19 protein-coding genes and 4 pseudogenes are annotated in these 19,626 nt (G+C 59.7%); 6 read left to right on the forward strand and 17 right to left on the reverse strand.

Going from position 1 to position 19,626, the window contains the following annotated elements:
• The 4 genes and pseudogenes from JFT63_RS29915 to argC form a co-directional block, all read right to left on the reverse strand.
• A partial coding sequence (locus tag JFT63_RS29915) for a helix-turn-helix domain-containing protein (RefSeq protein ID WP_146469857.1) occupies positions 1-72 on the reverse strand: 72 nt, incomplete at its 3' end.
• A 24-nt stretch (positions 73-96) separates the two neighbouring features.
• On the reverse strand, positions 97-723 hold the full coding sequence (locus JFT63_RS24465; protein ID WP_003465024.1) for a DNA methyltransferase: 627 nt from the start codon (positions 721-723) through the stop codon (positions 97-99).
• A gap of 414 nt (positions 724-1,137) precedes the next feature.
• A pseudogene (locus tag JFT63_RS29760) lies at positions 1,138-1,293 on the reverse strand (OmpA family protein); the annotation flags it as partial.
• 413 nt (positions 1,294-1,706) lie between these two features.
• Positions 1,707-2,636 (reverse strand): N-acetyl-gamma-glutamyl-phosphate reductase, encoded by a 930-nt coding sequence (argC, locus tag JFT63_RS24470; protein WP_003465021.1) that lies wholly within the window; start codon positions 2,634-2,636, stop codon positions 1,707-1,709.
• Positions 2,637-2,750: 114 nt separating this feature from the next.
• Here argC and JFT63_RS24475 point away from each other — a divergent pair, with 114 nt between their 5' ends.
• Positions 2,751-3,635, forward strand: coding sequence for a LysR family transcriptional regulator (locus JFT63_RS24475; protein ID WP_003465017.1), 885 nt, complete (start codon positions 2,751-2,753; stop codon positions 3,633-3,635).
• Positions 3,636-3,818: 183 nt separating this feature from the next.
• Here JFT63_RS24475 and JFT63_RS24480 read toward each other — a convergent pair whose 3' ends face one another.
• The 4 genes and pseudogenes from JFT63_RS24480 to JFT63_RS24490 form a co-directional block, all read right to left on the reverse strand.
• Positions 3,819-4,082 (reverse strand): uracil-DNA glycosylase family protein, encoded by a 264-nt coding sequence (locus JFT63_RS24480; protein WP_003830781.1) that lies wholly within the window; start codon positions 4,080-4,082, stop codon positions 3,819-3,821.
• A 61-nt stretch (positions 4,083-4,143) separates the two neighbouring features.
• A pseudogene (locus tag JFT63_RS30155) lies at positions 4,144-4,464 on the reverse strand (uracil-DNA glycosylase family protein); the annotation flags it as partial.
• A gap of 28 nt (positions 4,465-4,492) precedes the next feature.
• Positions 4,493-5,041: a cytochrome P460 family protein gene (locus JFT63_RS24485; RefSeq protein ID WP_003465000.1), complete on the reverse strand. Its 549-nt coding sequence runs from the start codon at positions 5,039-5,041 to the stop codon at positions 4,493-4,495.
• 27 nt (positions 5,042-5,068) lie between these two features.
• A complete protein-coding gene (locus JFT63_RS24490; protein WP_020309197.1) occupies positions 5,069-5,602 on the reverse strand; it encodes a carboxymuconolactone decarboxylase family protein in 534 nt (177 codons plus the stop codon).
• A 117-nt stretch (positions 5,603-5,719) separates the two neighbouring features.
• Here JFT63_RS24490 and JFT63_RS24495 point away from each other — a divergent pair, with 117 nt between their 5' ends.
• From JFT63_RS24495 to JFT63_RS24510, 4 genes and pseudogenes are all read left to right on the forward strand, one after another.
• On the forward strand, positions 5,720-6,562 hold the full coding sequence (locus JFT63_RS24495; RefSeq protein ID WP_003464996.1) for a helix-turn-helix transcriptional regulator: 843 nt from the start codon (positions 5,720-5,722) through the stop codon (positions 6,560-6,562).
• An 887-nt stretch (positions 6,563-7,449) separates the two neighbouring features.
• Positions 7,450-7,866, forward strand: a pseudogene (locus JFT63_RS24500) (PAS domain-containing protein); the annotation flags it as partial.
• A 383-nt stretch (positions 7,867-8,249) separates the two neighbouring features.
• Entirely contained in the window at positions 8,250-8,810 is a 561-nt protein-coding gene (locus JFT63_RS24505; RefSeq protein WP_033958617.1) for a recombinase family protein, read from the forward strand.
• 3 nt (positions 8,811-8,813) lie between these two features.
• Positions 8,814-11,780, forward strand: a complete 2,967-nt coding sequence (locus JFT63_RS24510; RefSeq protein ID WP_198844936.1) for a Tn3-like element TnAs1 family transposase — start codon at positions 8,814-8,816, stop codon at positions 11,778-11,780.
• Between the two features lie 32 nt (positions 11,781-11,812).
• Here JFT63_RS24510 and JFT63_RS24515 read toward each other — a convergent pair.
• From JFT63_RS24515 to JFT63_RS24530, 4 genes and pseudogenes are all read right to left on the reverse strand, one after another.
• Positions 11,813-12,352 (reverse strand): annotated as a pseudogene (locus JFT63_RS24515) (endonuclease); the annotation flags it as partial.
• Positions 12,353-12,456: 104 nt separating this feature from the next.
• A complete protein-coding gene (locus JFT63_RS24520) occupies positions 12,457-13,131 on the reverse strand; it encodes a protein KlaA (protein ID WP_198844937.1) in 675 nt (224 codons plus the stop codon).
• A gap of 140 nt (positions 13,132-13,271) precedes the next feature.
• On the reverse strand, positions 13,272-14,330 hold the full coding sequence (locus JFT63_RS24525) for an RNA-guided endonuclease InsQ/TnpB family protein (RefSeq protein ID WP_028619972.1): 1,059 nt from the start codon (positions 14,328-14,330) through the stop codon (positions 13,272-13,274).
• 65 nt (positions 14,331-14,395) lie between these two features.
• Positions 14,396-14,749 (reverse strand): hypothetical protein, encoded by a 354-nt coding sequence (locus JFT63_RS24530; protein WP_028619971.1) that lies wholly within the window; start codon positions 14,747-14,749, stop codon positions 14,396-14,398.
• Between the two features lie 216 nt (positions 14,750-14,965).
• Here JFT63_RS24530 and JFT63_RS24535 point away from each other — a divergent pair, with 216 nt between their 5' ends.
• Positions 14,966-15,427: a hypothetical protein gene (locus JFT63_RS24535; protein WP_028619970.1), complete on the forward strand. Its 462-nt coding sequence runs from the start codon at positions 14,966-14,968 to the stop codon at positions 15,425-15,427.
• Between the two features lie 265 nt (positions 15,428-15,692).
• Here JFT63_RS24535 and JFT63_RS24540 read toward each other — a convergent pair whose 3' ends face one another.
• From JFT63_RS24540 to JFT63_RS24560, 5 genes are all read right to left on the reverse strand, one after another.
• Positions 15,693-16,130, reverse strand: a complete 438-nt coding sequence (locus tag JFT63_RS24540; protein ID WP_169866590.1) for an RES family NAD+ phosphorylase — start codon at positions 16,128-16,130, stop codon at positions 15,693-15,695.
• A complete protein-coding gene (locus JFT63_RS24545) occupies positions 16,127-16,576 on the reverse strand; it encodes an antitoxin Xre/MbcA/ParS toxin-binding domain-containing protein (RefSeq protein ID WP_011078033.1) in 450 nt (149 codons plus the stop codon). Before JFT63_RS24545 ends, JFT63_RS24540 begins: the two co-directional genes overlap by 4 nt.
• A gap of 422 nt (positions 16,577-16,998) precedes the next feature.
• The gene (locus JFT63_RS24550; protein ID WP_233102398.1) at positions 16,999-17,295 is read right to left on the reverse strand and encodes a hypothetical protein; all 297 of its coding nucleotides are present in this window, start codon (positions 17,293-17,295) and stop codon (positions 16,999-17,001) included.
• Between the two features lie 238 nt (positions 17,296-17,533).
• Positions 17,534-18,778: a DUF1173 family protein gene (locus tag JFT63_RS24555; protein WP_011600750.1), complete on the reverse strand. Its 1,245-nt coding sequence runs from the start codon at positions 18,776-18,778 to the stop codon at positions 17,534-17,536.
• A gap of 23 nt (positions 18,779-18,801) precedes the next feature.
• On the reverse strand, positions 18,802-19,572 hold the full coding sequence (locus JFT63_RS24560) for a hypothetical protein (RefSeq protein ID WP_047296946.1): 771 nt from the start codon (positions 19,570-19,572) through the stop codon (positions 18,802-18,804).
• Positions 19,573-19,626 lie beyond the last annotated feature (54 nt).

Raw genomic sequence — 19,626 nt, forward strand, 5'->3', positions numbered from 1 at the left:
CAGGCTGAAACCTTGGGCATGACCGATTTGAATGGTGGCGCGCTCTTCAACGCTGAGTTCGGAATAAGACATAGGGACAGCACCGTACCGGAAAGGTCAGGTGTTGCACTCAGTTTTCGCCGCCGCCCCCTTATTATCACTGCGAGGTGAATAGCTTTTCTGCCAATTGATTATGCCAATGCGATTCTCTTCGCCGAAGATTTCGTCCATGAGCATGCCAAGTCTAAATAGTTCCCTATGATCAATACAGATAGCCATAACCCCGCCTGGGGTTAGCATCTCACGCATCATCCAGATTCTGGGTGTCATGAAGCGCAACCATTTGCTGTGCTTGGACCCATCATCTTTAGGAACTACATCGCCGAGATCTGGATCGTTTGGATCCTTGTCCCACTTGTCGTTATAGCGGAAGTCCTCGCCGGTGTTGTACGGCGGGTCTGTTACTACAAGATCAACTTGACCACGATATTTATAGAGCGTGACCATCGCAGAAAGGTTTTCACCGTCCCAGATCTCATTCTCTGACTGGGCGGTTTCCTCTCCAAAGGATACTTTCTTGATAATACGATGCAGCTTCGGCTTGACCTGGCGGATGATCTGCCAGGGAGCAGCCCGCCCGGTGTAACTCATAACGATGCCATTCTTGCCAGCATCGGCAAGCGCCGCATCATGCTCCTGCAGCATACGGACCAAGGCGGCCCTCGGCAGTTGTTCGTAATCCATGCTTGCCCCTTGAATTCGTGCGGCGGCACCGAAAAGCTGAAAATTCTAGTACCGCTCGTGGATGCTTCACCATCCCTAGGGTGGCGAGTGTACTTGTGAACGTATTGATTTGGCTGTTAAACCGTTGAAAAAGACGGATCAACTGAGTTCCAAACGGGCTGCGTACTGGCTGGCAGATGCGAATCCGGCGCACGCCGCTCCCTTCTGGGCTCAAGCCCGCGAAGCGGGCATAAAGAACCCGGCCGAGGCCGGGATCCTTATGGGCTTATGGGCCGGCGTATTGGTCTGCCCAGTCCAAAGCCGGTGCCACGGGAGCTTGCACCTCCTGAGGCCAGGTTTTGGAGCCCACTGCAAATCGCCCGTAACCCATTAAAAGATAGCTGGGCATCCGACGAAAAGAGCACCAAGGCACCATTACCCTTGAGCTACAGCGCCGCTACGGGGCACCAGTTTGATTTCAACGCGGCGATTTTGGGCGCGACCCTCGGCGGTGTCGTTGGGGGCAATGGGCGAGCTGGAGCCTGCACCAAAGGTTTGCAGGCGCGAAGGATCGACGCCATTGCTGCGCAAAGAGAAAAAGGGGACTGATTTATGTGCGCCAGGCAAAGCTTGGTCGCCTGGGAATGACGGCGCAAGCCGTCACGAAATGGCGTAAGAAACCCAGCGGGTATGACCCCCGCCCGGTAAAGGTTAGCCACCGACCGGAAGCGAGTCTTGCGTGGTGACCGGGTAACCGGCGCTGCGAAGCGTAGACAGCAGAAAAGGGGATTTATTTTCCCTACTCTAAAACGGCCGCTGTTGGCCGATTGCTGCCTGTCGTGGACGACCGTTTAACTTCAAAGCCTGACTGGATTGCAAACTGCTGACACGCGTAGATTCTGTTTTCGACTCGTTTAATGCCGTCGATGCCAGGCCATAAACAGAGAGGAAACAACCGCTCGAAAATTCGAGCCATAGACTCTAGAGCCAGTGGGTAGTCGGAGTCATGTTCCTGCAACCATCAAATCCAGATTCTGCACCGCCGCTCCAGCGGCTCCCTTCCCAAGATTGTCAAACACCGCAGCCAACAAAACCTGCCCCGTCTCATCATTTTCACACACCACCAATCGCAAACTATCAGTCCCGTTAAGCGCCTGAGGATCAAGGCACGTCAACCCTTTGGCCTCCTGCATCGACATCACCTGTACATGGTCCGCATCGACGTAGTGCTGCATAAGACACGCATGCAACCGCACCGCATCCACGCCCGGCGCCAACAAGCGAAGTTGCAACGGTATGGTCAGCACGATCCCCTGCCGAAAAGCCCCATAAGCCGGCACAAACATCGGCCGCTCCATCAGACCGCTTTGCTGCTGAATCTCCGGAATATGTTTGTGTGCCAGCCCCAGACCATAAACCTGAAACGCGGGCGCCTGTGATGCGCCCTCTCCCTCATGCTCTTGCACGCCAACGCGCCCTTTTCCGGAATAGCCCGACACAGCATGAATGTTCGTCGGATAGTCCCTGGGCAGCAACCCGGCCTCCAGCAATGGGCGCAGCAGCCCTATCGCCCCCGTGGGATAGCAACCGGGATTGCTGACCCGCCGTGCCGTGGCGATGCGTTGGGCCTGCTGCGAGTTCATCTCCGCGAAACCATAGGTCCAGTCTGGATGGGTGCGGTGCGCCGAACTCGCATCGATCACCCGAACGGCGGGGTTTTCGATGCTCGCTACAGCGTCGCGTGCGGCTTGGTCGGGCAAGCAGAGAATCGCGATGTCGCAGGCGTTGATGATTTCGGCGCGACGTTGCGGATCCTTGCGATGTTCGGGGCTGAGCGTGATAAGCCGCAGATCGGTCCGGTCGCGTAGACGTTGATGGATTTGCAACCCGGTGGTGCCTTGGTCGCCGTCGATGAATATAAGAGGACTTGCCATGGAATGCTCTCGGACATAGGAAATCAGGAGTTCCAATCTTCAGTGAGGGGCTAAGATAGGAAAAGTTGAATTTCTAAACGATGAAATTCAGCTTTTCTGAACAAGGAGTGACTCATGCGCGAAATCAGCCTGGACCGTCTGCGCACGTTGGTGGCCATTGCCGACCTGGGTTCGTTTGCCGAGGCGGCCCGTGTGCTGCACCTCGCGCCACCCACGGTCAGTTTGCATATTGCCGACCTGGAGTCGCGGGTTGGCGGAAAGCTGTTGTCGCGCACACGTGGGCGCATTCAGCCTTCGGCGATTGGAGAAACGCTGGTGGAGCGCGCGCGGCGCCTGTTGGCGGATGCGGAGCAGGCGCTTGAGGACGTGGAGCGTCAGGTGCAGGGCTTGGCCGGGCGTGTGCGGCTGGGTGCCTCCACAGGGGCCATCGCACAGTTGATGCCGCAAGCTTTGGAGACGTTGGGCCAACGCCATCCCGCTATCGATGTGCAGGTCGCGGTGCTCACGTCGCAGGAAACTTTGAAGAAGCTTGCCGAGGGCTCTTTGGAGATCGGTCTGGTCGCGCTGCCACAGACCCCGGTGAAGGAATTGCGGATCGAGCCATGGCGGCGGGACCCGGTCATGGCCTTCTTGCCGGCTCGCTGGGAATGCCCGGATGTTGTGACCCCCGGTTGGCTGGCCGCCCAGCCATTAATTCTGAATGACAAAACTACTCGGCTTTCGCGCTTGACCTCGGAGTGGTTCGCCAGTGATGGACGGCAGCCCACGCCGCGTATTCAACTGAACTACAACGATGCGATCAAAAGCCTAGTGGCGGCCGGTTATGGTGCGACGTTGTTGCCGCATGAAGCCTCCACGCCATTGCCCGATACCAGGATCGTCATGCGGCCATTACAGCCCTTATTGTGGCGTCAACTTGGTATTGCCCACCGTGGTGGGGACGTCGAGCGGCCTACGCAACATGTGCTGGATGTGTTGTGGGGGTTGAGTGCGGGCTAGGGCGATGTTGTCAGAGAAAGGACCGCTTTCGACCCGGTCATACGGTGATTGAGGTCCCAGGCGTCAGCTACCGCACCTGAAGCCGTCGTTCATCGCTCCAAAGCCGGTGCCTGTCTCCGTTCGCCCAGGCCAGGGTGTCGTAGTACTTGTGCAGCAGCTCGGTAATGGCGGCGGTGTCGTCGGTCATGGGGTTTCCTTGGGGTTGGCGGTGAGGACTGCCTGGACGCGTGCTTGCAGCGCGGGCAGCACGTCTTGTTGGAACCAGGGGTTGCGCACCAGCCAGCGATTGTTGCGCGGGCTAGGGTGAGGCAGGGGGAACGCTTGCGGCCAGTGCTCGCGCCAGGCTTCGACCACCCGGGTGAGCGGCGTCTTGCCAGTACCGAGGTGGTAGTCCATGGCGTAGCTGCCCAGCACGATGACCAGCGACAGGCGCTCGAAACGCTGCATGAAGGCTTCGCGCCAGGCGGGGGGCGCACTCCGGGCGTAGCGGCAGGTCACCGCTTTTGCCGGTGCCCGGATAACAGAAGCCCATGGGCAGAATGGCGATGCGGGTAGGGTCGTAGAAGGTGTCGCGGTCCACGCCCAGCCAGGCGCGCAGACGCGCGCCGCTGGCGTCGTCGAAGGGCACGCCTGAGGCATGGACCCGGGCCCCCGGTGCTTGGCCGGCGATGAGGATGGGCGCACTCGGGTGAAACTGGAAGACCGGCTGCACGCCGTGTGGCAGATGCGGTGCGCAGCGCGTGCAGGCGCGGACGTCGGTCAGAAAGGCGTCGAGTGTCGGCATGGCGCGCTTCCGGAAAGGGTGGCTCGCGCAGGACGGAGGTGCCATCCTGCGCGAAGCGTAACCCGGCAGCAAGTCAGTGCTGGGTCAGTGTCGGATAGCCCTGGATGAATACGCGGTCGGTCTTGGCCGCCGGCACATGGCAGCCCATGCAGTCGGCTTCGTAGCTGACGGCGACATTCTTGGCGGGGGCGTCGGCCTTGAACAGCGCCCAGCCCCAGCCGTCGCCCCACAAGGGGTTGCTGGCGAAACGGCCTTTGGCGTCCTTGACCATCACGAACCACACGGCCGCATCGGAACCCCAGACCACAGGGTTGCCAGTGGTCATGGCGCTGGTTTCGAGCTTGCGGATCTCTTTCACCAGCGTGGCGCCGTCCAAGAACTTGCCGGTCTTGCGGTAGTGCTCGGCCGAGGCCTTTTCGGTGTACACATCGTGCAAGCCGCGAGAGGCGGATTTTTCGTCCAACACCGCATATGAGCCCAGGTGGACGAAGTTTGTGCGGAAGTCTGTGGGGCGGCTGATGCCGCCCTGGCTGTCCACATAGGGCGAAAAGTCGCCGGCCGTGACGGCCAGTGGCAGGACGAGGGCGCTGGCGAGCAGAGCGCCGGTGAGTGCGATTTTCATCGTGTTCTCCTTATATGCCTATGGAGATCAGACGGCGACCACGGGGAAATCCACCGTGGTGTCGGCGATGTGGTTGGTGTAGTTGGTGAGCGTGTTCAGCGCGACGTTGGCGATCACTTCCAGTATCAGGCCGTCGTCGAGCCCCGCGCGGCGGTAGTTGGCCATGGCGTCGGCCGACACCACGCCGCGTTGCTCGACCAGCGCGCGGGCAAAGCCGGCGATTGCATCGTCAAGTGCGTTGGCCGCCTGGCCGGTGCGGGCCGCGGCGATGGCCTCTGCCGACAGTCCGGCACCTTTGCCGATCAGGGTGTGTGCGCTCAGGCAATACTGGCAGCGATTGGCTTGACCGGCAGCGAGCGCAACGATCTCGCGCTGGGAGGCATTCAGGCGGCCGGTGCCCAGCGTTTCGGACAAGCCGAGGTAGCCATTGAGCGCCGCCGGCGCGTGGGCCAGCGTGGCGAACAGGTTCGGCACCATGCCAAGCTTGGCTTTGACGGCCTTGAGTGTGGCAGCGGTAGCGGCGTCAGCGGTGTCGATGGTCAGGGGGGCGATTTGGGTCATGTCTATCTCCGTAGTGGGTGAGGTGCAAGAGCACGTGGGCATGATCGCCCTTTGTTTGGTACGATATGGCACGTAAAGTATCAAATACGTAACCTATCGTCTTATATGGAGAGTGGAATGGCGGATCGACTGGCCGGCTTGCTCCGGCACTACTCGCTTTCGGCGCGCGTTTTTCACAGCGGCGCCTTCTGTGGGCAGCATCATTACGCGGCGCCGCATGGCTATATCCATCTGGTGCGGCGCGGCCCGATTACGGCGCGTTCGCCCGTGCATGAAGATCTGCTGGTTACCGAGCCGAGCCTGCTGTTTTATCCGCGCGTGGCGTCGCATCGTTTTGTCGCCGCCCCCGGCGATACCGCTGAGCGGTTGTGTGCGGAGGTCGACCTGGGCGCTTCGACGGGCAATCCGTTGGCCATGGCCTTGCCGTCGATGCTGCTGATTCCGTTGGCGGACTTGCCCGGCCTCGGGCCGACGCTAGAGTTGCTGTTTGCCGAAGCCGAGCGCGACCAGTGCGGTCGGCAGGCCGCCATCGACCGCTTGTGCGAGTTGCTACTGATCCAGTTGCTGCGTTATCTGATGGATGGGCGGCTTGGCGCCACCGGACTGCTGGCGGGCCTGGCCGACCCGAAACTCGCGCGCGCCATAACCGCCATGCACGATGCGCCGCAGACCGCGTGGTCGCTCGAGGCGCTGGCGGCGAAGGCGGGCATGTCACGCGCGCGCTTCGCCGCCGCGTTCAAGGACGCGGTGGGCGTCACGCCGGGCGACTATCTGGCCGACTGGCGGATGAACGTCAGTTGCACCCTGCTCAAGCAGGGGCGGCCGGTGGCGGTGGTGGCCGACCGCGTCGGCTACGGCAGCCCGAACGCTCTGGCGCGCGCCTTCCGCGTGCGCATGGGCTGCGCCCCGCGCGACTGGCTGGCGCAGCAGCGCGGTGACGCGGCGCTCAGCGGTTCGTGAGTTTGAGTTCGATTCGCCGGTTCTTGGCGTAGGCGGCGCCGGTGTTGCGCTCGTCGAGCGGGTGAAATTCGCATCACGCCGGAACAACTGGCGGAACTCCAGGTGGCGATCCGTCAACGGCTGGTCAGTCTGTTCGTGCGGCGCGGCCGGCTGGACAAGGCTGAGTCAGTGGCGCAGGTAGCTGGATGACGCTGTCCCGCCCTGAGCCGACGCTCACAGGCGGGGATTTCCAGTGTCGTCATTGTCGGCTATTGGCCGGCAGCAGCCCGTCGTTGCCTGATGGATCCAACCCCTCCGCTGCTATAGTGCAGTCGGCTTCTGACGTTCAGTGCAGCCGTCTTCTGAAAACGACAGGTTGAACGCCAAAGAGGGGGCGGGAGCGCTGCAACCGGAGCAGCGTCAGAGCCTCCAGAATCGCCCACACAACGCGGAAGCTGTCAGTCAGGGGGCAAGCCTACCTTGGCACCAGAAACGCGCCCAGGAGGCCGCAGGGGGCGATTTTGGCCGCTGCAACTGTCCAACCTTGGCCGGGCCTCGCCGGGCCGAGTGGGGCGGCCTTCGACCAGGGCGGGCCGGCGACCGTCCGTCGGGCATGGAGGGGACGATAGAGAAAACGGACAAAATCGTACGCTAAGCGTGCGGCCTGTCAGGTTGAGGCCCTAGAGGTTGCAGGCGAGTCGTCAGAAAATGCTGGAATCGGCCCTATTCTGACACTGCCCAAGGTTCCGGCCTGACGCCCAGTTAGGGCATAGCCTAGATTGACATGCGCGATGCAACCCTTAACTTGCTTGCACCTATCGTTTCCATGCTAGCTTTATCGTAACGCTAAAGAAATTGGGCTTAATGCCGAATACAATAAAATAAAACAGCCAACCCTTGAGGCTCTTATGCGCCAGAATTTACCAGTGACGGGTCGAAACTTAGAACTCCCAAAAGATACCAATATTCTTTCGACTACCTCCCCTCAAAGCCATATCACGCACATTAATCCTGACTTCATTAAAATCAGTGGTTTCACTGAGGAAGAACTATTAGGCCAGCCTCACAACATCGTAAGACACCCAGATATGCCGCCTGCTGCATTTGAGCATATGTGGAGTACATTAAAATCTGGCCGCTCATGGATGGGGCTAATAAAAAATCGCTGTAAAAATGGCGACCACTATTGGGTAAGTGCTTATGTAACGCCAATAGCTAAGAATGGTTCGATTGTTGAATACCAGTCTGTAAGGACCAAGCCTGAACCTGAGCAGGTTTTGGCTGCGGAAAAATTATATGCTCAATTGAGAAGCGGGAAGGCCGCGAGGCCGAAATGGGCTGCTAGCTTTTCCGTGAAAATACTCTTGCTCATATGGGGTAGTATTATATCAAGCGCAATGGCTGCCGGCATGCTTACTGATACATCAATAAGCAGCTTATTGTTAGCCCTGTATCGGCTAGCGCAACCGCTTCTTGAGAGCATAGCTCTTTATAGTTGGTAAATTAGCGATTTGCAGCCATGTGTCATATTGAGCTATACCCTAACTTGATGTCAAACAGGGCCGCGCCGCTTCGTCAGAATAGAGTCTGCTTTCCCATTTTTTGACACATGCCCGCGAAGGTTATAGATTTCAGCCTGACAGAAACGGGGTTTGAGGCGCAACGGAACAGAAAGTGCACTTAAGCCGCCTTCAACCAAGGAGACATCGTGCAGGGGCACCGCATCGGCTACGTCCGGGTCAGCAGCTTCGACCAGAACCCGGAACGCCAACTGGAACAGACCCAGGTGAGCAAGGTGTTCACCGACAAGGCATCCGGCAAGGACACCCAGCGCCCCCAGCTCGAAGCGCTGCTGAGCTTCGTCCGCGAGGGCGACACGGTGGTGGTGCACAGCATGGATCGCCTGGCCCGCAACCTCGACGACCTGCGCCGCCTGGTGCAGAAGCTGACCCAGCGCGGCGTGCGAATCGAGTTCTTGAAGGAGGGGCTGGTATTCACCGGCGAGGACTCGCCGATGGCCAACCTGATGCTGTCGGTAATGGGGGCCTTCGCTGAGTTCGAGCGCGCTCTGATCCGTGAGCGGCAGCGCGAGGGTATCGCCCTGGCCAAGCAGCGCGGCGCGTACCGGGGCCGCAAGAAGGCCCTGTCCGACGAGCAGACTGTTACCCTGCGGCAGCGGGCGGCGGCAGGTGAGCCCAAGGCGCAGCTCGCCCGCGAGTTCAACATCAGCCGCGAAACTCTCTACCAGTACCTCCGCACGGACGACTGACACATGCCGCGTCGCTTGATCCTCTCGGCCACGGAGCGGGACACCCTGCTCGCGCTGCCGGAAAGCCAGGATGACCTGATCCGCTACTACACCTTCAACGATTCCGACCTGTCACTGATCCGCCAGCGGCGCGGCGACGCCAACCGTCTGGGCTTTGCGGTGCAACTCTGCCTGCTGCGCTACCCCGGCTATGCGTTGGGCACTGACAGCGAGCTGCCCGAACTGGTCATCCTGTGGGTGGCCAAGCAAGTCCAGACCGATCCGGCGAGTTGGACGAAGTACGGCGAGCGCGATGTGACCCGTCGTGAGCACGCCCAGGAACTGCGCACCTACCTTCAACTGGCCCCGTTCGGCCTGTCCGACTTCCGCGCCCTGGTGCGCGAGCTGACCGAACGAGCCCAGCAGACCGACAAGGGCTTGCTGCTGGCCGGCCAGGCGCTGGAGAGCCTGCGGCAGAAGCGACGCATCCTGCCGGCGTTGAGCGTGATCGACCGGGCTTGCTCGGAGGCCATTGCACGGGCCAATCGGCGGGTCTACCGCGCCCTGGTCGAACCTCTCACCGACTCGCATCGGGCCAAGCTGGACGAGTTGCTTAAGCTCAAGGCCGGCAGCAGCATCACCTGGTTGACCTGGCTGCGGCAGGCACCGCTGAAACCCAACTCCCGCCACATGCTTGAGCACATCGAACGGCTGAAGACATTTCAGCTGGTGGACTTGCCCGAAGGCCTTGGCCGGCACATCCACCAGAACCGCCTGCTCAAGCTGGCCCGCGAGGGTGGGCAGATGACGCCCAAAGACCTTGGCAAGTTCGAGCCGCAGCGACGTTATGCGACCCTGGCCGCCGTGGTACTGGAGAGCACTGCAACCGTGATTGATGAGCTGGTGGATCTGCACGACCGCATCCTGGTCAAGCTGTTCAGCGTCGCGAAACACAAGCATCAGCAGCAGTTCCAGAAGCAGGGCAAGGCGATCAATGACAAAGTGCGCCTGTACTCCAAGATCGGCCAGGCGCTGCTGGAGGCAAAGGAAAGCGGCAGCGATCCCTACGCCGCCATCGAGGCGGTGATTCCCTGGGACGAGTTCACCGAGAGCGTCAGTGAGGCCGAGCTGCTGGCCCGGCCGGAGGGCTTCGACCACCTGCACCTGGTCGGCGAGAACTTCGCCACCCTGCGCCGCTACACGCCGGCCCTGCTGGAGGTACTGGAGCTGCGCGCCGCCCCGGCCGCGCAAGGCGTGCTGGCAGCCGTGCAGACCCTGCGCGAGATGAACGCCGACAACCTGCGCAAGGTGCCGGCCGATGCCCCCACTGCCTTCATCAAGCCGCGCTGGAAGCCGCTGGTGATCACCCTGGAAGGCCTCGACCGGCGCTTCTACGAAATCTGCGCGCTGTCCGAGCTGAAGAACGCCCTGCGCTCCGGCGACATCTGGGTCAAGGGCTCGCGGCAGTTCCGCGACTTCGACGACTACCTGTTGCCGGCCGAGAAGTTCGCCGCGCTCAAGCGGGAACAGGCCCTGCCGCTGGCGATCAACCCGAACAGCGACCAGTACCTGGAAGAGCGCTTGCAGCTGCTGGACGAGCAGTTGGCCACTGTCGCCCGCCTGGCCAAGGACAACGAGCTGCCCGATGCCATCCTCACCGAGTCCGGCCTGAAAATCACCCCGCTGGATGCGGCGGTGCCGGATCGGGCGCAGGCGCTGATCGACCAGACCAGTCAGTTACTGCCGCGCATCAAGATCACCGAACTGCTGATGGACGTGGACGATTGGACGGGCTTCAGCCGCCACTTCACCCACTTGAAGGACGGGGCCGAGGCCAAAGACCGGACGTTGCTGCTGTCCGCGATCCTCGGTGATGCAATCAACCTCGGACTGACCAAGATGGCCGAGTCGAGCCCCGGCCTGACCTACGCCAAGCTGTCCTGGCTACAAGCCTGGCATATCCGCGATGAAACCTATTCGGCGGCCTTGGCCGAGCTGGTCAATCACCAGTACCGCCATGCCTTCGCTGCCCATTGGGGCGACGGCACCACCTCATCCTCCGATGGCCAGCGCTTCCGCGCTGGCGGCCGGGGTGAGAGCACCGGGCACGTCAACCCGAAGTACGGCAGCGAGCCAGGACGGCTGTTCTACACCCACATCTCCGACCAATACGCGCCGTTCAGCACACGCGTGGTGAATGTCGGCGTCCGAGATTCCACCTATGTGCTCGACGGCCTGCTGTATCACGAGTCCGACCTGCGGATCGAGGAGCACTACACCGACACGGCCGGTTTCACCGATCACGTCTTCGCCCTGATGCACCTGCTGGGCTTCCGCTTCGCGCCACGCATCCGCGACCTCGGCGAAACCAAACTGTACGTGCCGCAGGGCGTGCAGGCCTACCCGACGCTGCGCCCGCTGATCGGTGGCACCCTGAACATCAAGCACGTGCGCGCTCATTGGGACGACATCCTGCGCCTGGCCAGCTCGATCAAGCAGGGCACCGTTACCGCCTCGCTGATGCTGCGCAAGCTCGGCAGCTATCCGCGTCAGAACGGCCTGGCTGTCGCCCTGCGCGAACTGGGCCGGATCGAACGCACGCTGTTCATCCTGGACTGGCTGCAAAGTGTTGAACTGCGCCGCCGCGTGCATGCCGGCCTGAACAAAGGTGAGGCGCGCAACTCGCTGGCCAGGGCGGTGTTCTTCAACCGCCTTGGGGAAATCAGGGATCGGAGCTTCGAGCAGCAGCGCTACCGGGCCAGCGGCCTCAACCTGGTGACGGCGGCTATCGTGCTGTGGAACACGGTGTACCTGGAACGCGCCACCCAGGGGTTGGTCGAGGCCGGCAAGCCGGTGGACGGCGAGCTGCTGCAATTCCTGTCGCCGCTGGGCTGGGAGCACATCAACCTAACCGGCGATTACGTCTGGCGGCAGAGCCGCAGACTGGAAGACGGGAAGTTTCGGCCCCTACGGATGCCCGGAAAACCTTAGCGTACGATTTTTTCCGAATTCTGCGGGCTCCCCATGTAGAAATAGATGCGAGCAACCGCTCCCTTTACTTGGTCGCGAGGCTCTGTCACCCGCTGCTGGAAATCTGTTCTGGTCGGGCAAGCGCCGTATTGCTTGGGTGTTGAGGGTAAAACGCCATAGCGAAAGTTGCTGCGATCAGCATTCACCTCGCCGACACTCACATCGAGGTTGTGCATGTCGGCTTCCATTTTGCGAAATACCGGATCGGTATCGATGCAGTTTTTGCGCCCCCCGTTCTGCCAACACTGCCGCTGGCTGCCGAAGGCGTATGCGGGCAAGACATGCTCCCATTCGATGCGCTGCGCGCGATTCTCCTGAGCGCGGACTTCGTACCCGCACGAGGCGAAGTCCACACGGCCTCCTGATCGCCCTACCCACTTCCAATTGCACCCACAGTAAAGATCGCCGGCTTCGCTGGTGTTGCGGTCGTAGTAGACTTTCTGGCGTAGCTCAACCTTGGCCTGCTCGAAGGTCGTAGGTGCTGAGGCCAGAGCGCAGTTAGACGTGGCCATCAGCATGGCCAAAAACATCATGGGGATCGATTTCACGGTCTTTTCCTTAAAACAAGGGTGGTTCCAGGCTATTCAGGGGAAAAAAAACCCAAGCAAGGCTTGGGTTTGAGCGCTGCTCGCAGTAGCTACCGCAGCGGTGTAAGAAGCTCGCCAATGCGACGAACTCTGCGAAAGATAATTTGCGCGATCGATTCATGGCCCGTGGCAATGACCCCAAACAACCCAGCCAGGAGAAGTGCCCAGAAGCTGTTGCGCTTCCAGTCGTTTGCCTCGGCCAAGGCACTCTGGCGATGCTGTTCTCGCGGCCGATCAAACTCGATCTCCCCCTCCGCTACCGTCCCGATGAGAGGGTTCTCTTCGAGGAATTCACGCCCGGCCTGGATGAACACTTTCAGTGCTTCTGCCTCTTCGGCGTGGGCAATGATCATTCTGCTGATGGCGCTGACCGTATCGCGTACACCTTGGGCATGACCTTCAGCTTCGGCCAGCAGTTGTTCCAGTGTTGACCTGGCGACTTGATAGCGAACCTGCTTTTCCACGGCTCCACCCAGAACCTTCTCGAACCAGGTCGGCTTCCGGGTAATCTGCTCCGGCGAGGCGTCGGCCATTTTCGAGAGGATTTCTGCGATTTTGGCCGCAAGCGCCGCCGCCGACCCGCTCTCCATGAGATCGGATAGTTGATCGATTTTGGCAGAGCTATCCGCTACGCCCCCGTACTCGCCGAGGCGAGCCGGGAAAGTAAACAACTCAGGGAGTACCTGCTGTTTGAGGTGGTCGATGCTGACCACTGAATGAGTCATGGCGGAAAATTTCTCCTTGGATTTGTTGGAGATCGTACCTGCCGTATTCCTTGGCGGGTTGTTATTTCAGACGCTTTTACCGACTGAAAGCGCAGCTCGAAGTCGTTGTATCGCGATCTCGAATTGACATCCTCCCCGGCCTAAGCGCCGGGGATTCCCTCTACAGGACGCTCATGTCCGAGCGCGAGAATGTTCCTGGCCGCGTTCTCGTCGCGGTCGTGAGTGACACCGCACTCACAGATCCATTCCCTTATTCCAAGCCCTGCGATACCTCTCGGCCTGCTGTCGGGCAATGCACCGCAACAGCTACAGGTTTGGGTGGTGTACGCCTCGTTCACAACCTTGAAGACGATGCCTGCGTGCGCGCATTTGTAGGCCAGCATCGTTTTCAGTTGACCCCAGCCGGCATCGAGCACCGACTTGGCCATCTTGGTTCTGACGAGTTTCTGCGGGCTGACATCGCCCACGATGATCGTGTTGCAGCGCTCGACCAGCGAGCGGCTGAATTTGTGCAAGGCATCCTTGCGCCGATTGGCGATCTTGGCGTGGATCGCCCGCACGCGAGCCTTCTTGCCGGCACGCTGGGCGCTCACCAGCTTGGGCTCAAGGTCGTGGTAGAAACGGCCATTCTCCAGCCGCTGCCCGTCGCTACAGGTGGCCACATCCTTCAGGCCCAGATCGATGCCAACGGCCCCTTGCCCCGTCGATAGCTGGGTTTCCAGCTCGACGACGACATTGAAATACCAGCGGCCACGAGCGTCTTCGCTGAAGCTGCCGGAGCGGAGGCGGTACTGGGCCAGCCCGTAGCTGTCCCAGACCTTGAAATAGTGACCGTTGTGGTAGACCTGGCCGTTCTTCCAACTGGCAGCCCCCGTGTTGAACGGCACCCACCCCAGCGACCGCCGCACACCGCCAGACTTGCGCCAGTTCAGCCGCGCCTTACGAGATTGTTTTCGCCGGGTGACGTACTCAGCCGCGACGTATTGCAGCGTCTGGCTGTGCAGGCCAAGTTCCTTACCTGCGCCCTTGGTATACGGATGCAGATCAAAGGCGGATAGAAACACCCCACGCTCACAGATTGAGCGATGGCTGAGTTCGTTCAGGTAGTTCCAGACGAGGTTGACCGACCGCGCCATCTGCCGCAGCAGCGGGGCGTGCTTGTCTCGAACGCGAACTTGGAGGGTCTTCGTATGGTTCATGATTTCAGCGTGCCATAGTTCTGGAATAACCCAAGGGCACCAACGTGACACGCACTACCCATCCCTCACTTGAGGTAAAGCGCAACCAGTACCACGTACAAGCGAACTGCTCCCTGCATGTGCAGAGAGGCAGGCCAATTGACAATCAGATCCATAAGCCAAAAACACGATTTCGCCAGCCGATCTTCGGGAGGTGTTGATTCCTCCAGGTGCTGCTTGAGTTCGTTGAACTGGATCTTGCTCCGCTGGAAATAACCTGTGTCCCGGCACATTTGAGCCAAGACCTGAAACTCTCTACGCTTCTCAATCAACATCGAGCGCATCTCAGTATCGTCCCGTTCCATCGTGGAAAGCAGGTCCCCCATGATGCTGTAAAACAGTTGCGCCTCGTACCTTGTGGCCTCGTTCATGACTCGCATACCTCTCTCCTTTGGCTTGTTGGGAATCGGGTTACCCGATAAGTAGGGAATTCCAAGCATGCAACAGCGAGTAAGGAAACCGGCGCGATTTCAGGCGTATTTTCCGCCCGAATACGAAGCTTCGACGCAATCACGAACGGTAAAATGGCTTAGGAGCGAGCCCAGGCCGGGCATATCTCTCTACGAGAAATCAAACACAACTAGAGACTTACTGACATGTCTAGCGAACACGATAAAGCTCTTCTTAAAACCGCACTCAGTTCGGCGAAAGCGTTACGGAAGTCCCTGGAAGCTCTTGTTACCGATGGGTCTCCATACCTCGGTGAGCTGGTCCTACTACAGGTAGATAGTGCGGATTTGATACTTCAGCGCCTTGCTCGGTGGGATCGATTATGCGCCTCGCACCTCGACGCTAACGACAGCGATAGCCCATCCCCGCCGGTGGCTGCTGGAAAAAAATGGAGCGTGGACGAGGAGGCTGAGATGTTGCGTCTTTGGCAAACGTACTTGATGTCAGCCGACTCAATTGCTGCTGAACTGGAGAGAACCGAAGGAGCAATCATTGCGCGGCTTGTCCATTTGGATATCTACCCTGACCGTGAATCTGCTCGTGAGGAAGATGAGCGCAGACGTTCAGCAATGGTCCTTTCCCGGCCAATCCATAGTCAAATGCAGTAATCCCCCGCCGCTTGAGCCCCCGCAAGCAACTGACTGCGACCTGCGAGTTTTGCGGGCAGATGAGTTTTGGTTTTGCGGCAGCGGACTGTGGGTGTGTCCTGGGCCAGCTCTTCCTGGAAGGGAAGAAGCTTGCATACCCCGGACGAGGCAAGCCGCGGGCCTCGAAATCAAGGGTTGCATCGTCAAGAGGGTGACTTTCTCATAGCGGCAAGACAGCAAAAAGCCCAGCACTTCTGCTGGGCTTTTTGCTGTTTAGGGGCGCTTGCTAGAACAACCTCGAATCAGGTGTGAAAAGTTCAACCTGAATAGTCGCGCTCTGTGCTTCTGGATGCCGAGGGTTGAACAGGTAGTTGACCGTGCTCGGTATGATAGCGCTGGGCACTGGCAGTAGCAGTGCGTTGCACTCATCAAGGAACTGGTTACCAATGCCTCTGGTGAGCTCGGTCTCTGCCGACCAACCAGCCGGCAGAATGGGCATCTGGGCTTGCGATACAGAGTCAGGCACTTCGATACGGAGAAGCTGCATCGTCGCCGGAAAATCCTCTGGATCAATTTCCAGATGAACAAGCACCTCGAGCATTGCTCCCGGCGGGCTGGTCGCGGTGTAGACGACCGGTCTGCCGGCCTGGTGCCAACGGCCGCTCACGCGCAAGCCGCCTGTCCCGCTCAAGTCAGCATATGAGCTGATCCGCCACAGAATCACAGAGCGAAGCCTTCGGCGATTTGCAGCAGCATCTCTTCAACCTGGCTTGTGCCTTGCTGAGTTGTGAGCAGTTGCATGGGCGTCAACCCAGAGAATCGTTCCTTAGGCTTGGAGAGCCATCGCTTGGCCTTGTCGGCGTCCCCAAAGATAGCCTCAGCCATCGCGGTGATGTGCGCCGATCGGAAGAGCCGGTCGCTTTCCTCGACAGTGAGGGGCTGATCGCGTTCGATCCGGTTTTTCAGGGTGCGCAGCGGGATAATCTGGTCTCGCTCCAGCGGGGTAACCACCCCCTCTTCAGTGAGCCTCATCAACCGCGCTGCGGAAAAGCCATGGCTGATTCTGGTGTGAATCTCGAAGTCGCTGGCAGACTCTGGGATCTCCAGCAGTATTTGTAAGCGCGCACGGTAAGCTGAATACCCGTGGTCGCGTAGGACTTCAGCAAGCATGATGGTTCTCCTATCCGGCGTTTCCCGGTTAGTATGCGGGAAACGCCGGAGGATGCAAGCTTACCGTTTGGGTGGCCCGGCTGGCGGTCGCCTGCCGGTAGAGATGGGGCGGTCACTTTCAACCCATCCAGGATGATGCTCGAGGAGCGCCTTTGGTGGGTCAGCCTACTGGCTGCTCTGGCCAAACATGTCTGCTTGTTGGTTCGCTGGATCTGTTTTCGGCTTGTTCAGCGGGTGGCCTAGCTGCCGGCGCACCTCGGCGAGCCACGCTTTGTAGGGAGTATTCTTGCGTGCTCCCCAAGGGTACGCCTCGGCAAGTGCCTTTCGGAGGGCCTGCTTGTCGCTTCGCCCTATGCGGCGAATTACCTCCCCAACAATCGGTGCTGCTCGATCTGCCCAGGACATGCCCTTTCCCTCAGCTGTCACGGCTGATGCGCCTCAGGCTGAAACTGAGCGACGTAGCCGAGCACGGCAGCAACCCGCAGGCCCGTCGCACTGCCCTTGTCGGTGCACTCGCGGTAGGCTTGGCCGCTCTGGACGATTTCGCCCAGCAGCTCGGCCGCGTCGTCCAGGTACTTCTCGGTTTCGTTGGTGTGCTCAATGAGCCGTTGGTGAGCCTGTTGCGACTCAACATGGCGCCGGGCCATGGCCTGGACGATTTCGAGCAAGCGATCGGTGCCAATTTCATCGGTATCGCCCAGGCAGTAGCGGTCGCCCACCTCCTGAGTACATTGGCAATCGTCGGTAAGTGCTTCCGAACTACCGACCCACCCGCAGAGAGTGCACTCGGAGGCATAGTAGCTCCCCTCTAGCGGCTTCTGCCCGATGCAGGATGGTATGCGTTCCTTCTTCTCAACGTTGCTCATGGCTGATTTCCTCGTTCAATTTGGCGATGGCCTCAGCATCTCACGAGGCCTCGGAAACCCAAGTACATCCCTGTTCAGCGATGCGTTGTGATCAGGACTTGGCAGGGAAAGGAGGGATATTTTTTCCTTTCGGGTCAGCCGCGGCATTCCACGACCACCACCCTGCCCCGCCGTACTCCCGATTGTACCAAGCCGTTTTGACGGCCTTCCGTTCCAGGTAGGCAGGTGTGCTCATGCCGAACACTTCCAGGGGGCAGTCCTTACCCGTGTCCAAAAGCCAGAAGTCAGGGAAAACCTCACTTTCATCAGCGTCGTAGCGAAGAGGTTTATCGAAGCTGCGGCCAGCGGCGTGGAGCATGGCCTCAATCACCCCTTCGTAATCTGAGTCGACAGGAATCCAACGCTCACTGACCTGCATCAGGGCCAGCTCAACGACATCTGCTTGCGAAAACGACTCGCCCTTCCTCGGCGTAACCTGAGCGATGGCGATAACTCGACTTCCGCGCTTCCAGGCGGAAAGTTCTCTCTCGAATCTGCGGGCGGCGGTTACCCAGACTGCCGGGGGCAAATTCAGCATGGGCATCCCGAAGGGCCCGGCCAGAGGCAATCTGCTGATGTCTCCAGAATGGCGCTCAGGGTTGTAGCGTGCCAGCGGCGATATCGCGACGAGTCGCAGATCCCGCGTGATTGCAGACTTGGCGATCGCCTGATTGCGAACCGCTCCCTTGCTGTCCTTTTGAGCAGCCAGCAGCAGCACTTCGCTCAACTTCATTCGGCTTGCGGCGACACGTTCCGCAGCCTGTAGAAGCGCGTAGTTCACAATGCCGCTATTGCGCTTGCCCTCCATTGCTGGATACCAGGTAGAGAGTCGGGACTCAGACCAAAGCAGGTGCAGAAGCCCAAGCAACGTCATAGCCGGCTTGCTCTTTCCAGGCGATCTTGTCACCGAGGTGCTTTCGCTTTCCTCGGATCGAGGGGCCTGGACTCGAATGCCTCGAGCCAGGCGCACGCGAATGCTGCCATCTTCGCCCTCCTCGACTACGCCAACGGCATACCCTTGCATACCGGAACGCTCCGGGGCCGGCGCGTAGTACCGACAATCGTTTGAGTGCTCATGACCTGTACCGGCGAACCGCGCCAGATGAAAACCATCGCTTTCTTCACGTCGCTTGATCGAGAGTTTTCGGGAACCGCTGCTTGGGCACTGGCAAATTGCATGAGTGCCGTAGGCCTTCTCCAAAACGATTTTCCAGTTTTTTGCGTACTGCTGATCGGTCTGGAACTCCGGCGAGTAACGTTTCCCAGAGATCAGTACGGGATATCGACGGTTGAGCATGATCTTTTCTCTCCTGATTCGGGTCAGGCAATTGCCCGCTGCCGGCGGGCATAGGCTGCTTCAGCACGGTTTGCTTCGATCTGTATATGCAGCCTGACCAGCAACTCATATCCGGACTTGGGGCTCATGAGCGCAATACCGAACAATTCGTCTGCTGGAATGCTCCCGCACTCCCCATGAAACCGGCCCTTTCGCTCAATCATGGAAAATATCCCTTCGAGGTATCCGGTCTCAACGGCCTCAGCAGAAAGGCTGGGGTTTTTCAGGTCGAAGATCTCTCCGGTTGGCCACGCCAGCCCATCAAGTGGGGGGAGGTTTTCCAGCGCCCAGTGACCAGTACGCATGACTGCACGCGCTATCTCGTAATGTTCCTGGTCAGTCTGATACCAGCTATCGACGGAAAGGAGCTGGTGGCGGGCCTGGTCAAGGCATTCGAGCTGCTTGGCGCGTGTAGCGCGCTCATCATCAGAAAGGCTGTCGAAGCCATCGATCCATACAGGGAGGATACGCAGCGCCTCCCATCGCAGCAGGCATCGCATCAGGGACGAGCGGGTACCGCTCATGACTACCTCGCCTGGTTCCAGTAGCTGATTGTGGCTGTTGTGCAGGCCGACGATGCAGTTTGCATGGAGCCAGCGGTTTCTCTGGATGAAGTCGTGAATCGCTTCAGGCTCGTGCTCAAGCGGATCTACGCCGTCGGGGATGCTGAATGCCTTGGGCGAGAGAGTGACCATTTGTCGGTCAGCGGAGTACGCCCTCATTTTGCCGAGGGCGCAGAGACTGCGGATTTTCATGAGAGCGAATCCTCCTGGTGTATTCGATCAGGAGGCTATCGCGGGAGGAGGAGA

Source organism: Pseudomonas sp. MF7453, from assembly GCF_016405455.1.
GTDB lineage: Bacteria > Pseudomonadota > Gammaproteobacteria > Pseudomonadales > Pseudomonadaceae > Aquipseudomonas > Aquipseudomonas paralactis.

Coding starts and splice junctions, on each gene's coding strand:
- JFT63_RS24465 (WP_003465024.1), bottom strand. CDS start 723: ATGGATTACGAACAACTGCCGAGGGCCGCCTTGGTCCGTATGCTGCAG.
- argC (WP_003465021.1), bottom strand. CDS start 2,636: ATGGCAAGTCCTCTTATATTCATCGACGGCGACCAAGGCACCACCGGG.
- JFT63_RS24475 (WP_003465017.1), top strand. CDS start 2,751: ATGCGCGAAATCAGCCTGGACCGTCTGCGCACGTTGGTGGCCATTGCC.
- JFT63_RS24480 (WP_003830781.1), bottom strand. CDS start 4,082: ATGCAGCGTTTCGAGCGCCTGTCGCTGGTCATCGTGCTGGGCAGCTAC.
- JFT63_RS24485 (WP_003465000.1), bottom strand. CDS start 5,041: ATGAAAATCGCACTCACCGGCGCTCTGCTCGCCAGCGCCCTCGTCCTG.
- JFT63_RS24490 (WP_020309197.1), bottom strand. CDS start 5,602: ATGACCCAAATCGCCCCCCTGACCATCGACACCGCTGACGCCGCTACC.
- JFT63_RS24495 (WP_003464996.1), top strand. CDS start 5,720: ATGGCGGATCGACTGGCCGGCTTGCTCCGGCACTACTCGCTTTCGGCG.
- JFT63_RS24510 (WP_198844936.1), top strand. CDS start 8,814: ATGCCGCGTCGCTTGATCCTCTCGGCCACGGAGCGGGACACCCTGCTC.
- JFT63_RS24520 (WP_198844937.1), bottom strand. CDS start 13,131: ATGACTCATTCAGTGGTCAGCATCGACCACCTCAAACAGCAGGTACTC.
- JFT63_RS24525 (WP_028619972.1), bottom strand. CDS start 14,330: ATGAACCATACGAAGACCCTCCAAGTTCGCGTTCGAGACAAGCACGCC.
- JFT63_RS24530 (WP_028619971.1), bottom strand. CDS start 14,749: ATGCGAGTCATGAACGAGGCCACAAGGTACGAGGCGCAACTGTTTTAC.
- JFT63_RS24535 (WP_028619970.1), top strand. CDS start 14,966: ATGTCTAGCGAACACGATAAAGCTCTTCTTAAAACCGCACTCAGTTCG.
- JFT63_RS24545 (WP_011078033.1), bottom strand. CDS start 16,576: ATGCTTGCTGAAGTCCTACGCGACCACGGGTATTCAGCTTACCGTGCG.
- JFT63_RS24555 (WP_011600750.1), bottom strand. CDS start 18,778: ATGCTCAACCGTCGATATCCCGTACTGATCTCTGGGAAACGTTACTCG.
- JFT63_RS24560 (WP_047296946.1), bottom strand. CDS start 19,572: ATGAAAATCCGCAGTCTCTGCGCCCTCGGCAAAATGAGGGCGTACTCC.